This window comes from Clostridium sp. HCP1S3_C6, assembly GCF_052066735.1.
In the GTDB taxonomy this organism is placed as follows: Bacteria; Bacillota; Clostridia; order Clostridiales; family Clostridiaceae; genus Clostridium.
This window is the reverse complement of sequence record NZ_JBQHRN010000014.1, coordinates 1-14970: the sequence shown is the minus strand read 5'-3', so window position 1 is coordinate 14970 and position 14970 is coordinate 1. Positions and strand designations below refer to the sequence as shown.

Sequence of the window (14970 nt, the reverse complement as noted above, 5' to 3'; positions counted from 1 at the left end):
CATAGTCATTCATTATTTAATTAAATAATGAATGACTAAGAGTAATAATACAGATTCCAAGAAGAAGTGAGAATAAAGATACTTTAGTGTGACCATCTTCTCTAGATTGAGGTAAGAGTTCTTGAAGAGAGATATATATCATTATTCCAGAAACTAATGCAAAACAAATAGCTAGTATTGTATCATTTATAAATGGTTTTAGAAATAAGAAAGCAATAAATGCACCAAGAGGTTCTGCTAGGGCTGACAAAATAGTGTAATTAATTGCTTTCTTTTTTGACATAGTAGAAAAATATATTGGCATAGCAATGGAAATCCCTTCAGGAATATTATGAAGAGCTATGGCAATGGAAATATATATACCTAGTTTTGTACTTTGATAACCAGAGATAAATGTTGTAATTCCCTCTGGAAAATTATGGAGCATTAATGCAATCATGGTTACAAGACCTACTTTATAAAGTTTATAATTTGAACTGGAAGGTGAATTTTGTATTTTAGTGCAATCAGAGGGAATGAAATTATCTATAAGCATAGCCATAACTAAGCCAATGCTAAAAAATAGTAAAGCATATAATGTACCTATTAATGAACCATTTTGTTTTATGAGAACTTCTTCTGAAAATGGAAAAAGATCAGTAAGAGATATTGTTACCATAACACCTGCAGCAAAAGCTAGGGAAAAAGAAATAAATTTTTTATTTACTTTTTTTATGAATAATATTATTATTCCCCCAAGGATGGTAGACAATCCCGCAAGAGTTGATAATAACAATGGTAATGCACAAGAATTATTCAAAACTATTCCTCCAAAGATTACTCTAATAATATATATTCTTTTTTATTGAAACTATTCAATTACAATTATAATATTTGTATGTATTATAAATATCTATGTATAAATTTAATATTCTTATAGATATTTTATTAAATTAGTAATATAATAGCATTATGTATATTTATGTTGGGAAATATACAAGAGTGCGAAGGGGGAAATGTATATATGAAAAATGTAAAAATTGCATTACTTGGACTTGGAACTGTTGGTTGTGGAGTTTGGAAGATTCTACATGAAAATGGTGAAGAAATAACAAAGCGTTCAGGTTACAAAGTAGAAATTGCAAAGGTCTTAGTTAGAAATGCAAACAAAAAAAGAGGAGTAGATATTCCAGACAGCGTAATTACAACAGATTTTAATGATATCTTAAATGATGACTCTATAAAAATAGTTGTTGAGGTTATGGGTGGAATTGAACCTGCAAGAGAGTATATGCTTCAAGCTATGAGCAAGAAAAAGCATATTGTTACTGCTAATAAAATGCTTCTTGCAACAGGTGGAGATGAAGTGTTTAAAAAAGCTGATGAAGAAGGTGTAATGTTTAATTACGAAGCATCAGTTGCAGGTGGTATACCAATTATTCAAGCTGTTAATGAAAGTCTTACAGCTAATAAAGTGGAAAGTCTTTATGGAATAATAAATGGTACTACAAACTTCATATTAAGTAAAATGGAGCTTGAAGGTAGTAAATTTGATGATGTATTAAAAGAAGCTCAAGATATGGGTTATGCAGAAGCAGATCCTACATCAGATATTGAAGGGTTTGATGCTCAATATAAGCTTGCTATATTATCATCTTTATCTTTTGGAACAAAGATAGATGTAGAAAAAGTATATAGAGAAGGTATAACAAAAATATCAGACATTGATATGCAATATGCTAAAGATTTTGGTATGGTAATAAAGCTTTTAGCTATTGCAAAGGAAATAAATGGACGTCTTGAACTTAGAGTTCATCCAACAATGATTCCAGAAACACACCCACTTGCAAATGTATATGATTCATTTAATGCTGTATTTGTAAAAGGTAATGCAGTAGGAGACTTAATGTTTTATGGAAGAGGAGCAGGAGAGCTTCCAACAGGTAGTGCTGTAGTATCAGATGTTATTGCTCTTCTTAGAAATGACATTGATACAGAAAATCCTATTCCAGTAGAAAAGAATAATTTATGGAAAAAAGAAATTATGCCAATGGCTGATGTACAAAGCAGATATTACTTAAGAATAACTGTAAGTGATAAGCCAGGAGTTCTTGCAGATATAACTGCAATACTTGGTAAAAACAGCGTAAGTTTAAAATCAGTTATTCAAAGAGGAGAAGTTAAACATAAGGGTGATGATATTACATTAGTATTAGTTACTCATAATACAATAGAACGTGAACTTCAAAATTCTATAAATTTAATAAAGAATCTTGAAGCTGTAAAGAGTATTGATAGCTTAATTAGAATTGAAGATTTTGAAGAAAAATAATAAAAAAGAGGCAATTGCCTCTTTTTTTATTCATAATATACAGAACCTAAAGCAACAGCCAAAATAATACTAAAAATAATAGCGATAGCAGCAAGTGTTATTGAAATTATAAAGAATATAAAACCTGCTCTATTCCAACTTTGTTGAGCTTTTGCAAATTCTTCTGGTGAATCATAATACATGCTTGTATTATTATATGCCCACTTATTACCTAAAGCGCCACATATAAAATTCATAATAAATCCTATATAAGGTATAAGTGTTAAGAGTGCTAAATAGCTTTTGTTTCCTATACCCCAAAATAGTGGAAACATGAAGGCGCCCCAATTCCACTTGTTTACTTCTGGTGGCATTGAGCCATATGCATTAGTAGAATAATTATTATTGTTATTTAAATTATAGTTCCCATTATTGTAATAGTTGTTATTGTAAGGATTGTTATTCTGATTGTAGGAATTGTTGTTTTGGTAATTATAATTTTCATATTGGTTGTAGGAGTTGTTATTTTGATAATTATAATCACCATATTGACTGTATGAGTTATTGTTTTGATAATTGTTATTATTGTTAGAAGAATAAGTATTGTTATAATTTTGATAATTAGTATTGTCAGTAGAATTATTATAATATTGTTGGTTATTATTGTTAGGATTAGAAATGTTATTATAATAATTATTATTTAAATTCATGTTATTATTATTTGAATTATTATCCATAAAAATCCCCCTATTAATAATGGTAATGTACGTTAGAGTCGAATAAATTAACTCCTAATATTAATATAATTATATATATAATTATAAAAATAATAGTTAGGATAAAGCATGCAAAGCCTGCAGTATTCCAAGATGTTTGAACATTATATAATTCTTTTGGTGTACTATATTGTCCAGTTTTCCAAAGCCAACGATTTCCATATGCCCCACAGACAAATGCCATTAGAATATTAACAATTGGAATAAGGCATAGAAGTGTCATGTAACATTTATTACCTAATCCCCAAAAGATATTAAACATGAAAGCTCCCCAGTTCCATTTTCTTAAGTAGTAATTATCATTTGCTTGTATGTTACTTGGATTGTTGTAAGAATTAGATTGATCATAACCAAAATTAACGTTATTCAATAAAATCTCCCCCTTATAATTTATTACTAAAATATTTTACATAAACTGCTATTAGAAATCAACTATTATAATAAGATAAATGCAAATTAAATAAAATATTTCTAAATTGTAAATTCAGCTAAATATTCTTTATATTGATAATTCCATAGGGTATAATTAATATATAAAGGTAATAAAAAGTAATAACATAGTAATTTTGATAAAAAATGTAATTAGCTATAAGAGGGTGAGGGTAAAGTTGAAGCTATCAAAAAAAATTGCACTAATATTTATAGGAACAACAATTTTAACAACAATAATATTTTTAATATGTTCAAGTTTTGTAACTAAGTATTTATTTAATGGAGAAATAAGTAGAATAGAAACAATTTCAACACAATATATAAATCAATTTAATGTTGAAAAAGCAAGATTAGAAGCCAAAATTCAGGGTTATGCAAATTTAATACAAAATAGTGGTATAGCTGATTTAAATTCAGGAGCAGCACCTACAATGAGTAGTATAGATGGACAGGATGCTGGGGATTTGGATTATAAAGTTATTATGGGAACTGATATGTCAGAGTTTGCTGCTTCATCAAAGCCAGATTCAACACCTGAAAATCAAAATGATTATGCGTCTATATTAGCAAAGGTAAAGGAAATACTTAAAAATAATAATAACCTTCCTATTAATACTATAATAGCTGGATCTACAACACCATATATGGTGTTTAGTTCTCCCATATCATTAAATGGACAGGTGGTTGGAAATTTTGTTTCTATGGAACAAATAAATAATGATAGAATTCTTCAAATATGTCAAAGTGTAGGAAAAAATATAAGAATAGTATCAAATGTGGATGAGGATGAATTAACTAAAAAAAGTGGTGATAAATCAGAAGATACGTTAAGTTTTAAAGAAAAGGAAAATGAAATAAGCAGTTATTACAAATTAGATGGTAATACTTATTATTTAGAAATATCAGAACCAGCACTTGTTACAAGTAAGATAAAAAGTGCTACATTAATATCATCAGCAGTTATACTTGTTATTAATATAATATTTAATATAATATTACTTTTCATAGTTGAAAAATTAGTGGTTAAGAGAATTGCAGTGGTTAATACTGAAATTAATAGAATAAGACAAAGCAAGAGACTTGAACAAAGAGTTCCAGAAGATAATGGAAAAGATGAAATATCAATTCTTACTAAAGATATTAATGCTATGTTTGAATCTCTTCAAGATTATAATAATATAATTTTATCTAATGAAAAGAAATATAGTAAGCTTGTTGATGGACTTGACAATGGTTATGCATTATTTAAGCTTTTAAGAGATAAATCAGGAAATGTAAAAGATGCATTTGTTGTAGAAGCTAATACATCTCTTGTAAAAATGCTTAAGATATCAGGGGAAAAAGTTATTGCAAGTAGCTTTAGTGATTTAATAAAAAAATCATTTAAGGATGAATCACTTATATCAGATATTTTGCTTTGTGTTGGAGGAGCTTATCATAAAACAATGCAAAAAGATGTTCAATTTGGAGTGGACAGCTGGGCATATTTAAATGTATATCCAATTGAAGATGATTTCTTTGCACTTATATTAACTGATGTATCTGAAAACAGAAAATATGCAGAAGATATGAAGCATTTAGCAAATTACGATATATTAACAAATCTTCAAAATAGATATAGTTTAAATAACTATCTTCAAGAGCTTAAAAAGAAAAAACAAGTATTTAATATTTATTTTATAGACTTAGATAACTTTAAAACAATTAATGATACATTAGGTCATAATATTGGAGATGAAGTTCTTTGTAAAACAGCACAAATACTTCAAGGAATAAAAGTTAAAGGAATCACAGTAGGTAGACTTGGAGGAGATGAATTTATTGTTATTATGGAGGGTAATAACAATAGAGTTAAGGTAAAAGAAGTTGGAGAAATGATGCTTAAAGAACTTAATACAACATATACTACTGGAGATGTTACTTATAAAATTGAAGCAAGTATGGGAGCAAGTTTATTCCCAGATGATACAGATGATATAGATGCTCTTCTAAAATATGCTGATATAGCTATGTATAAAAGTAAAAAGAGCGGTGGTAATAAAATTGAAATATTCTCTAAATCAATGTTTGAAGAAGTGGTTATTGAAACACAACTTCAAGAGGCCATGGAAAATAATGAAATTAAAGTTTATTTCCAACCTATTTACGATTTTGAAACTAACAAAATCACTGGTGCAGAGGCATTAAGTAGATGGGCTAAAGATGGTAAAATATTAGAACCAGATAAATTTATTCCAGTAGCAAAGAAAACAGGAGATATTGTGGCTATTGATAATTTTGTATTAGATGAAGCATGTAAGTTCTGTAAATATAAGAGAGATGAAGGATTTGAAGATTTTAAAGTATCTATTAATGCATCATATAAATTCTTAAAGCAGCCAGATTTTATGGCAAAGCTTGATAGTGTACTTGAAAAATATCATTTGAATCCAGATGGATTAGAACTTGAAATAACAGAGGATGAACTTTTAGATGATGTAAAGAGTATTGTTTCAATATTAGAAAGAATTAAGAGAATTGGTGTTAAAATATCATTAGATGATTTTGGAGTTGGATATTCTGCATTTAGTTATATAAAGATTCTTCCAATTGATACTATAAAGATAGATAGAAAATTATTATTAAAGGTTGAAAAGGATAGAAAGACATTAGCTATAATATCTGCATTAATTCAACTTGCTCATACACTTAATTTTTCTGTGGTTGCTGAAGGGATTGAACTTGGAGAACAATTTGATTTGCTTAAAAAATTAAAATGTGACAAGGTTCAAGGATATTATGTATGCAAACCAGTTTCAATTAGTGAATTTCCAATAAGAACTGAAATATAAAATGATTTAAATAAGAACTATGGCACTAAGTTAAAAAGCTTTTGCTGTAGTTCTTTTATTATGTTTGAATAAAGACAAAATATTATTTTTGTGGTAAATTATATATGTGACAATTAATTTGTTTTATATTTATTTAATTAAGAATGTAATATGAGTTTTAAAAGGAGTATTAATCATGCATGATGTTAAAAAAATTGATGAATTATATGAGTATAAAGGTACACTAGGTGCTATTTATAATAATGATAGAACTACTTTTAAGGTGTGGTCTCCTGAAGCTTCTGAAATTAATGTTTTGCTATTTAAAAAGGGTGATAGTAAAAGCTATTATGAAAGTGTAAAGATGCAAAAGCATCAAAGAGGTCTTTGGAAAGCTGAAGTATTAGGAAATTTAAAGAATTGCTATTACAATTATGAGGTTACATGTAAAGGAAATGTAAGTGAAGTAGTAGATCCTTATGCAAAGGCTGTTAATATTAATGGTACAAGAGCCATGGTTGTAGATTTAAAAGATACTAATCCAGTTGGTTGGCAAGATGATAAAAAACCTGAACTAAAGGGACCTTGTGATTCTATTCTTTATGAAATGCATATAAGGGATTTTTCTATAGATGAAAGTTCTGGTGTTTCAAAGGATTACAGAGGTAAGTATGAAGGAGTATGGGAAGCAAACACTAAAAATCCTAAATCATCATCTAAAACATGCTTAAGTCATTTAGTTGAGCTTGGAATAACAACAGTACATTTATTACCTACATTTGATTATGTAACTGTGGATGAAGGAAAATATGATCCAAATGAATATAATTGGGGATACGATCCTGAAAATTATAATGTACCTGAAGGATCTTATTCCTTAAATCCATATGATGGAAACTTTAGAATAAAAGAATTTAAAGAAATGGTATTAAATCTTCATAAAGCTGGAATAAGAGTAGTAATGGATGTTGTATATAATCATACTTACAAATCTTCAGATTCTAATCTTAATAAATTAGTACCAGATTATTATTATAGACAAGATGAAAATGGAAATTTTTCTAATGGGTCAGGCTGTGGTAATGAGCTTGCAACAGAAAGATTAATGGTTAGAAAATTTATAGTAGATTCCATTGTTTATTGGGCAGAGGAATATCATGTTGATGGATTTAGATTTGATTTAATGGGTTTGTATGATACAGAAACAATAATTCAAATAAGAAATGAACTAAATAAAATTGACAAGAGTTTAATAATGTATGGAGAAGGATGGACTGGAGGAGATTCACCACTTCCAGAAAGAAAAGCAGCCATAAAAGCAAATACAATAAAGTATGGAAATATGCAAATAGCAGCCTTTAATGATGATATAAGAGATGGAATCAAAGGACATGTTTTTTATGCAGATGAAAAAGGCTTTGTTAATGGAGCAGAAGGTTTTGAAGAAAATATAAAATTTGGAGTTGTAGCAGCAACTTACCATAAAGATATAAATTTTGATAAGTTTGAGTCTTCCAAAAAACCTTGGGCAAATGAACCATATCAGTCAATAACTTATGAATCTGCCCATGATAATTTTACATTATGGGACAAATTAAAAGTAAGTACTAAGGCTACTGAAAAAGAGATTATATCTATGAATAAACTATGTGCAGCTATAGTATTTACATCTCAAGGTATACCATTTATTCAGGCTGGAGAAGAATTTGCAAGAACTAAGAAAAATCCAGATGGTTCTTTAAATGATAACAGTTACAATGCTCTAGATTCTGTAAATAAAATATGTTGGGATAGAAAGGATAAGTTTAAAGATCTTTTTGAATATTATAAAGGACTTATAGAACTTAGAAAAAGTCATGTGGCTTTTAGAATGGATACTAACATTAAAATTCAAGATAATTTAAAATTTATCAATTTTGAAAAAAAGAATATAGTTGGTTTTACTATTAATGGTAAGGCATTAAATGATTCATGGAATAAAATTGTAGTCATTTATAATGGAACAGATAAAAACATAAATGTAGATTTAGATGAAGAGGATTATAAGATTGCTGTAAATGAAAATATTGCAGGAAATAAAGAACTTGCTAAGGTTTCAGGAAAGAAAGCAGTAGTGTCAAAGAAAAGCTGCTATGTTTTCTTTAAATAATTAAAATTTTAAGCATTAAAATGTTATAGAAAGAGGAATAATAAATGAGCAAAAGTTTAAAATGGTTAAGTGAAAAAATTATTAAATTAAATGAAAGTAAAGATGAAGAAAAGTTAAAGTTAGCTGATGATTTGTTTAAAAGTGTATTAAATGAAGCTGATATATATATAGTTTTGTTAAAAGAAACAACAGATGAAGAACTTGAAAATAATAGAGCTAGAGCATATATAGACATTTTAGATAATAAATCATATTTAAGAATGTTTACTGATTTAACTCTTGCAAAAGAGTTTGCAAGAAAAGCTGGATGTGTAAAAAATGATAAAGAACTTGTAATTAAGGTATCTTGTGAGCAATTTATATTAGATGTAAAAGATGCTTTTATGATGATAGGGTTAGATGGTATTTTAATAGAAGACGGTAAATATTTTGCATCTATTTCTTCTGAAGAGTTACTTAGAATTGGAATTTTAGAGGTTCTTAAGTTAGATAAGGGATATGATATAGATTTTATTAATACAGTAAGAGCTATTTTTGATATTAAAAACAAAAGATATAGACTTGTAGCACCTATTAAGGGAAATAGTAAAGAAGAATTTTTAAATGGTATTTCAAAGGAATATTCAATAAATAATGAGTTATTAATATTTGAATACTATGATAAATACAAAGTAGAACATTTTTTTAAAGAAGAAACATATTACTTAGATTTAGATATAGAATTATTTTATGAAGTTGTAAAGAGAGCATATAACAGCGGTCTTCAAAAGATAAATATTGTTTATGAAGGCAAGAAGGCCTCTGCTATGCCAAAAGATATTTTAGGATTGTTAGAAGTAATAACAAAATAATTTTTTTAAATTATTTTACCTAGAATGAGACATATTCTTGTTCTAGGTTTCGTATTATAAAAAAGGCGGGAAAAAATACATATGATTAATATTAAGGAATATTTAAAAAATAATATCTTGATTTGTGATGGGGCTATGGGGACATATTATTCTGAAATTACAGGAAATGATAGTGTATTCTGTGAATTAAGTAGTTTAAGCAGTCCTGATATTATAAAAAAAATACATGAAGAATATATAGAAGCTGGCGCTAAATTAATAAGAACAAATACTTTTTCAGCTAACAAGTTTACTCTAAAAAAGGAAAGAAAAGAGATAGATAAAATTATTACAGCTAGTATTAATATAGCAAAAAGTGCATGTAAGGATAAAGATGTATTTATAGCAGCTAGCATTGGGCCCATAAGAGATGAAGAAACAGAAAATCCTATGGAGATTCTTGATGAATATAAAGCTATAACTGATATATTTTTAAAGGAAGATATAAATATATTTATATTTGAAACTTTTAGTAATACTTCATATTTAGGAGAAGTAACTAAATATATTAAGAGTATAAATGAAAATGCCTTTATAATATGTGATTTTGCAATAACACCAGATGGATTTTCAAGAGATGGTATAAAGACAGCAAGAATATTAAATTCTGCTGAAGACATGGATGGAGTAGATGTAGTTGGTTTAAATTGTGCTTCAGGACCTACTATTATGTATAAAACAATAAAAAATCTCAAGGGAAGTAACATAAGTAGTAAGCCTTTTGCTGCAATGCCAAATGCAGGTTTTCCAATGGTTGTACATGAAAGATCTATATTTACTGATAATCCTAAATTTTTTGCTCAAAAGGTAAATGATATAAAATCATTAGGAGTAAGAATACTTGGAGGTTGTTGTGGTACTAAACCTTCTTATATAAAAGAATTAAATGATATTATTAATGTAAAGTCACAATATAAAAAAATATCCGTAAATAAAATTAGAAAAAATCAAGCTAATAATGATGTACATGAAGACAAAATAATTAAAAATACATTTATTAATAAACTAAGAAGAGGTGAATTTGTTACTGCAGTAGAATTATCAGCTCCAGTAGATGCAGATGTAAGTAAAACTATTGAAGGTGCAAAAATATGTAAAGAAAATGGAGTAGATATGGTGACTATTCCTGATTCACCTATGGGAAGGGTAAGAGCAGATTCTGTAATAATTTCATCTAAGGTAAAAAGAGAAGTATCAATAGAGGTTATGCCTCATGTTTGTTGTAGGGATAAAAATATTAATGCAATAAGATCAAGCCTTCTTGGAGCTTATATTGAAGGCATTAGAAATGTACTTGCTATAACAGGTGATCCTGTTTGCGATGCCAAAACTTCTGAAACAAAAAATGTTTTTAATTTAAATTCTTTTAAACTTATAAAGCTTATTAAAGATACCAATGAAGATGTATTTAATAGTGGTGATATGGCTATTGGGGGAGCATTAAATTTAAATGTTATAAATAAAGAATCTGAATATAAAAGAATGAAGAAAAAAATTGAAAATGGTGCAGAATTCTTTTTGACTCAGCCAATTTATGAAGATAAAGCAATTGAATTTTTAAGAAAGATTAAAAGTGAAACAAATGGAAAGATACTAGCAGGAATTATGCCTATAGTAACATATAAAAACGCTATGTTTTTAAATAATGAATTGCCAGGTGTTTCAATACCTAAGGAAATTATAGAGAGGTTTTCTCCCGACATGAACAAAGATGAAGCACAGGAAGTAGGAATAGAAGTTGCTTGTGAACTTGCTCAAAAATTAAAAGATGTATGTGATGGTTTTTATTTTGTTACTCCATTTAAGAGAGTTGAAATGATAGCGGAAATAATTAGAAGATTAAATATTAAATAGTCATTTAACAATTTTTAATTAATACTTTAAAATAATAGAAATGTTTAAATATATTTAATATTATTATGATAAAGGTAAAAAGTGTGGTAAAATAGTAATATGTTTCTACCAGTGACAAAAAAGGAGGTAATCAAGTGGGTGGGATTTTAGAAAATAATTTTTCAGAAATAACAGATGAAATATTAAAACTTAATGATATAAGTTTAAAAAATAATACAATCGACCAGAGCTTATATTCTAAGCATAAGGTAAAAAAGGGCCTTAGAGATGAAAATGGTAAAGGTGTATTAACAGGGCTTACTGATATTTCTGAAGTACAGGGTAAAAAATTAGTAGATGGTATAGAAGTTCCAGCGGATGGAGAATTATATTATAGAGGATATTGTATTGACGATTTAGTAAATGGTTTTGTAAAAGACAAGAGATTTGGATTTGAAGAAACAACATATCTTTTAATGTTTGGGGAACTTCCTAATAAAGAAGAATTAAAGAAATTTACTGAGCTTTTAGCAAGCTATAGAACACTTCCAACTTCTTTTGTCAGAGATATAATAATGAAGGCACCAAGTTTTGATATGATGAATACATTAGCAAGAAGTGTACTTACTTTGTATTCTTATGACGAAAATGCAAATGATATATCAATACCTAATGTTATTCGTCAGTGTCTACAACTTGTAGCTTTGTTCCCATTACTTTCAGTATATGGCTATCAAGCATATGATTATTATTACAAGCAAAATAGTTTAATAATTCATACTCCAAATCCTGAATTATCTACTGCTGAAAATATACTTTATATGTTAAGACCAGATAGTAAATATACAGAGCTTGAAGCAAGAATTTTAGATTTAGCATTAGTTTTGCATGCAGAGCATGGTGGTGGTAATAATTCAACATTTACTACTCATGTTGTATCATCATCAGGTACTGATACTTATTCAGCTATAGCTGCAGCACTTGGTTCATTAAAAGGACCAAAACATGGTGGTGCTAATTTAAAAGTAATGCAAATGTTTGCTGATTTAAGAGAACATGTAAGGGATTTAGAAAATGAAAAGGAATTAGAGGAATATTTAAAATCACTTCTTGATAAAAAGGGATTTGATAAAAGTGGTTTGATTTATGGAATGGGTCATGCTATTTATTGCCTTTCAGATCCTAGGGCAAGAATATTTAAAGGATTTGTTGAAAAGTTATCTAAAGAAAAAGGACTTACAAAGGAATTTAAATTATATGATACAGTAGAAAAAATTGCAGCAAAACTTTTAATTGAGAGAAAGCACTTAAAAGGAATTAGTGCCAATATAGATTTCTATAGTGGTTTTGTTTACACAATGCTTGGTCTTCCTTTAGAATTATATACACCAGTATTTGCAATTGCACGTATATCAGGCTGGAGTGCTCATAGAATAGAAGAACTAACAATAGGAAATAAAATCATTAGACCTGCTTATATGAATATTCAGGATAGAAGACCTTATGTTCCAATGGAAAACAGATAAAAGTTAATAAAAGAATTTTTATTATAAGAGCATTTCATTTTTGAAGTGCTTTTTTATTAAAAGCATTTATTTATCATAAAAATAGAAAAATAAAAATTTTGTACTTAAAAACAAGAAAGTTGGTATAGTAAAAATTAAATATGTAAAGTTATGATATAATTATTGTGATAAAAAGGAGGAAGATTATGAAGAAATTAAGGGTATTTAGTGTGATTATATTATTAATTGGAGTAGCACTGGTAGGATATGCAGGATACAATTATTATATTGAAAAGAAGACAGCTCAAGATAATTTAGATGCTTTTGATAAAGCAAAGGAAGAAATGGCGAATTCAGGAGAAGTAACTGATGATTTGCTAAATGGAAAAAACGTTTATTGCAAATTAACATTTCAAAAGTTGCAAAAATCAATAGCTGTTTTAAATAAAGCTGATGAAGAAACTCTTAAATATGGTTCAGGGTGGCTTGATACAAGTAAAAAGCTTGGAGAAAATGGTTTATGTGTTATGATGGGACATAGAGATACAACAATGAACTTTTTACAGGATGTAGAAGGTGATGAAACAATTATAGCAGAAACTTTAACAGAAAAGTATACTTATAAGGTTAAGGAAATTAAGGTAGTTAGTCCAGATGATGTGTTGCTTGGAGAAGATTTTAATAAGAAACAATTAAGACTTATTACATGTTATCCATTTTCATATTTCGGATCAGCACCAGAAAGATATATTATTACAGCAGAATTAGTAGAATAAAAATAAGGGCTACTTTATAAAAGCAGCTCTTATTTTTTTATTTCCTTTTTGAAGTGTTATATGTTCCTTTTAATTTGGCTTGTCTCATTTTTTTTCTACGTTTCATTCTTTTGACATATTGTATTCTTCTATATGCAATGTATATTAATAATATTATTATAATTACAATTGCGATTATAGAATATTTTATTATTTTTACATTACGATTAATGGTATTTATATAATCAGAGTTGTCATTTACAAAATCGCTTGTAGACATATTTGTATATAAATCGTAAGTATTTGTACCTAATTTTGTAGTTACAATTAATTTTCCAATAGAAGTATTTTTATCAAGATTCCAAGAATCAATGTTATCATTGATTTTTATTTCTGTAGATGTATTTTTATCATTAAAATCATTTTTGTATTCTGTTATATCTTCTTTTACAAACACTGGAATATCATATTGAACTTCTTTGTTTGTATATTTAGATGGTTTAAATGTTAAATTTACATTTTTTAATGTTTCGTTTTTACTTATAATTGGTTCTTTTTCTTTTTTAAAGCTATAGTCAATTATAGTATTCATGTCAGTAAAAAAGCCAGGGCTTTCACCTCCAAGTACTACACCAACTAAATTTCTGTTATTTTTATTATAAAATGCTACAAGGCATTTGCCAGCCTTATCAGTATATCCTGTTTTACCACCTAAACATCCATTTTTATTAAGATTGCTATTTGTGTTACGTAAGTCACATTTTAAACCACTAACAGTAGTGAATTCAGATTTTTCAAGTGCAATAGTATCTTTGATCCACTGATGCTTAAATGCCTCAATTCCAAGAAGTCCCATATCATATGCAGTTGAATAATGTTCATTTCCATCAAGAAGATTGTCAGAATCTAATCCATTTGGAGTATAAAAATGTGTATTATTCATATTAAGTTCTTTGGCTTTATCATTCATAAGTACAGAAAAATCCTTTATAGAACCTTTTATGTTTTCTGCAATTATTTCAGCCATATCATTACCTGAAGTCATTAATAAACCTTTCATAACATTATCTGCTGTTATTTTTTCACCAACTGGCATTTGAGGAAGCTTGTCCTTAACTATAGATGATGAAGGTAATGTTTTTGCAAAAGCAGACATTTCAAGAATGTCACTTTTTTGTCTGTTTTCACTAAGTAAAATTGCGGTCATAAGTTTTGTAGTGGATGCCATTTGAGTTTTGCTTTCAGAATTTAGAGAATATATAACTTCTCCAGTATCCATATCAATTACTATTGCATATTTTGAAGTTAATTTAAGTGAAGAATCTGATGTGGCAGCATTTACGTAAAATGGCTTTAAACATATAACACATATGCAACATAATATTATTGTGAGTAAATATTGTTTATGTTTCTTCATAATTCCTGCTACTTAAAACGTAATCAAATATAAACATTTTAAGAATTTTACTGTTTCAATGTATCTGCTTTTGTTATAAAAACTACTTGCATTTGATATGATACTCCACAGTC

11 protein-coding genes are annotated in these 14970 nt (G+C 27.7%); 7 read left to right on the top strand and 4 right to left on the bottom strand.

Going from position 1 to position 14970, the window contains the following annotated elements:
- Positions 1–16 precede the first annotated feature (16 nt).
- Positions 17–799: a zinc transporter ZupT gene (gene zupT / locus ACTNAO_RS06835; RefSeq protein ID WP_441026327.1), complete on the bottom strand. Its 783-nt coding sequence runs from the start codon at positions 797–799 to the stop codon at positions 17–19.
- A 204-nt stretch (positions 800–1003) separates the two neighbouring features.
- On the opposite strand from zupT, the gene ACTNAO_RS06830 reads away from it, so the two are divergent.
- Positions 1004–2311 carry a homoserine dehydrogenase gene (locus tag ACTNAO_RS06830; RefSeq protein WP_441026325.1) on the top strand — a complete coding sequence of 436 codons (1308 nt, stop codon included), beginning with the start codon at positions 1004–1006 and terminating at the stop codon, positions 2309–2311.
- 26 nt (positions 2312–2337) lie between these two features.
- On the opposite strand, the gene ACTNAO_RS06825 is transcribed toward ACTNAO_RS06830, so the two are convergent.
- Positions 2338–3027 carry a hypothetical protein gene (locus tag ACTNAO_RS06825; protein WP_441026323.1) on the bottom strand — a complete coding sequence of 230 codons (690 nt, stop codon included), beginning with the start codon at positions 3025–3027 and terminating at the stop codon, positions 2338–2340.
- Between the two features lie 13 nt (positions 3028–3040).
- Positions 3041–3436, bottom strand: a complete 396-nt coding sequence (locus tag ACTNAO_RS06820; RefSeq protein WP_441026321.1) for a ribonuclease G — start codon at positions 3434–3436, stop codon at positions 3041–3043.
- 238 nt (positions 3437–3674) lie between these two features.
- Between ACTNAO_RS06820 and ACTNAO_RS06815 the strand changes: the two genes are divergently transcribed.
- The 6 genes from ACTNAO_RS06815 (at position 3675) to ACTNAO_RS06790 (ending at position 13461) form a co-directional block, all read left to right on the top strand.
- On the top strand, positions 3675–6329 hold the full coding sequence (locus tag ACTNAO_RS06815) for an EAL domain-containing protein (protein WP_441026320.1): 2655 nt from the start codon (positions 3675–3677) through the stop codon (positions 6327–6329).
- A 175-nt stretch (positions 6330–6504) separates the two neighbouring features.
- The gene (pulA, locus tag ACTNAO_RS06810; RefSeq protein WP_441026318.1) at positions 6505–8457 is read left to right on the top strand and encodes a type I pullulanase; all 1953 of its coding nucleotides are present in this window, start codon (positions 6505–6507) and stop codon (positions 8455–8457) included.
- Positions 8458–8501: 44 nt separating this feature from the next.
- Positions 8502–9308 carry a hypothetical protein gene (locus ACTNAO_RS06805; protein WP_441026316.1) on the top strand — a complete coding sequence of 269 codons (807 nt, stop codon included), beginning with the start codon at positions 8502–8504 and terminating at the stop codon, positions 9306–9308.
- An 81-nt stretch (positions 9309–9389) separates the two neighbouring features.
- Positions 9390–11201: a bifunctional homocysteine S-methyltransferase/methylenetetrahydrofolate reductase gene (locus ACTNAO_RS06800; protein WP_441026314.1), complete on the top strand. Its 1812-nt coding sequence runs from the start codon at positions 9390–9392 to the stop codon at positions 11199–11201.
- A gap of 143 nt (positions 11202–11344) precedes the next feature.
- Positions 11345–12706, top strand: a complete 1362-nt coding sequence (locus ACTNAO_RS06795) for a citrate/2-methylcitrate synthase (protein WP_441026458.1) — start codon at positions 11345–11347, stop codon at positions 12704–12706.
- Positions 12707–12891: 185 nt separating this feature from the next.
- Positions 12892–13461 carry a class D sortase gene (locus ACTNAO_RS06790; RefSeq protein WP_441026312.1) on the top strand — a complete coding sequence of 190 codons (570 nt, stop codon included), beginning with the start codon at positions 12892–12894 and terminating at the stop codon, positions 13459–13461.
- A 37-nt stretch (positions 13462–13498) separates the two neighbouring features.
- Here ACTNAO_RS06790 and ACTNAO_RS06785 read toward each other — a convergent pair whose 3' ends face one another.
- On the bottom strand, positions 13499–14857 hold the full coding sequence (locus ACTNAO_RS06785; RefSeq protein WP_441026310.1) for a D-alanyl-D-alanine carboxypeptidase family protein: 1359 nt from the start codon (positions 14855–14857) through the stop codon (positions 13499–13501).
- Between the last annotated feature and the right edge of the window lie 113 nt (positions 14858–14970).

Coding starts and splice junctions, on each gene's coding strand:
- ACTNAO_RS06830 (WP_441026325.1), top strand. CDS start 1,004: ATGAAAAATGTAAAAATTGCATTACTTGGACTTGGAACTGTTGGTTGT.
- ACTNAO_RS06825 (WP_441026323.1), bottom strand. CDS start 3,027: ATGGATAATAATTCAAATAATAATAACATGAATTTAAATAATAATTAT.
- pulA (WP_441026318.1), top strand. CDS start 6,505: ATGCATGATGTTAAAAAAATTGATGAATTATATGAGTATAAAGGTACA.
- ACTNAO_RS06805 (WP_441026316.1), top strand. CDS start 8,502: ATGAGCAAAAGTTTAAAATGGTTAAGTGAAAAAATTATTAAATTAAAT.
- ACTNAO_RS06800 (WP_441026314.1), top strand. CDS start 9,390: ATGATTAATATTAAGGAATATTTAAAAAATAATATCTTGATTTGTGAT.
- ACTNAO_RS06790 (WP_441026312.1), top strand. CDS start 12,892: ATGAAGAAATTAAGGGTATTTAGTGTGATTATATTATTAATTGGAGTA.
- ACTNAO_RS06785 (WP_441026310.1), bottom strand. CDS start 14,857: ATGAAGAAACATAAACAATATTTACTCACAATAATATTATGTTGCATA.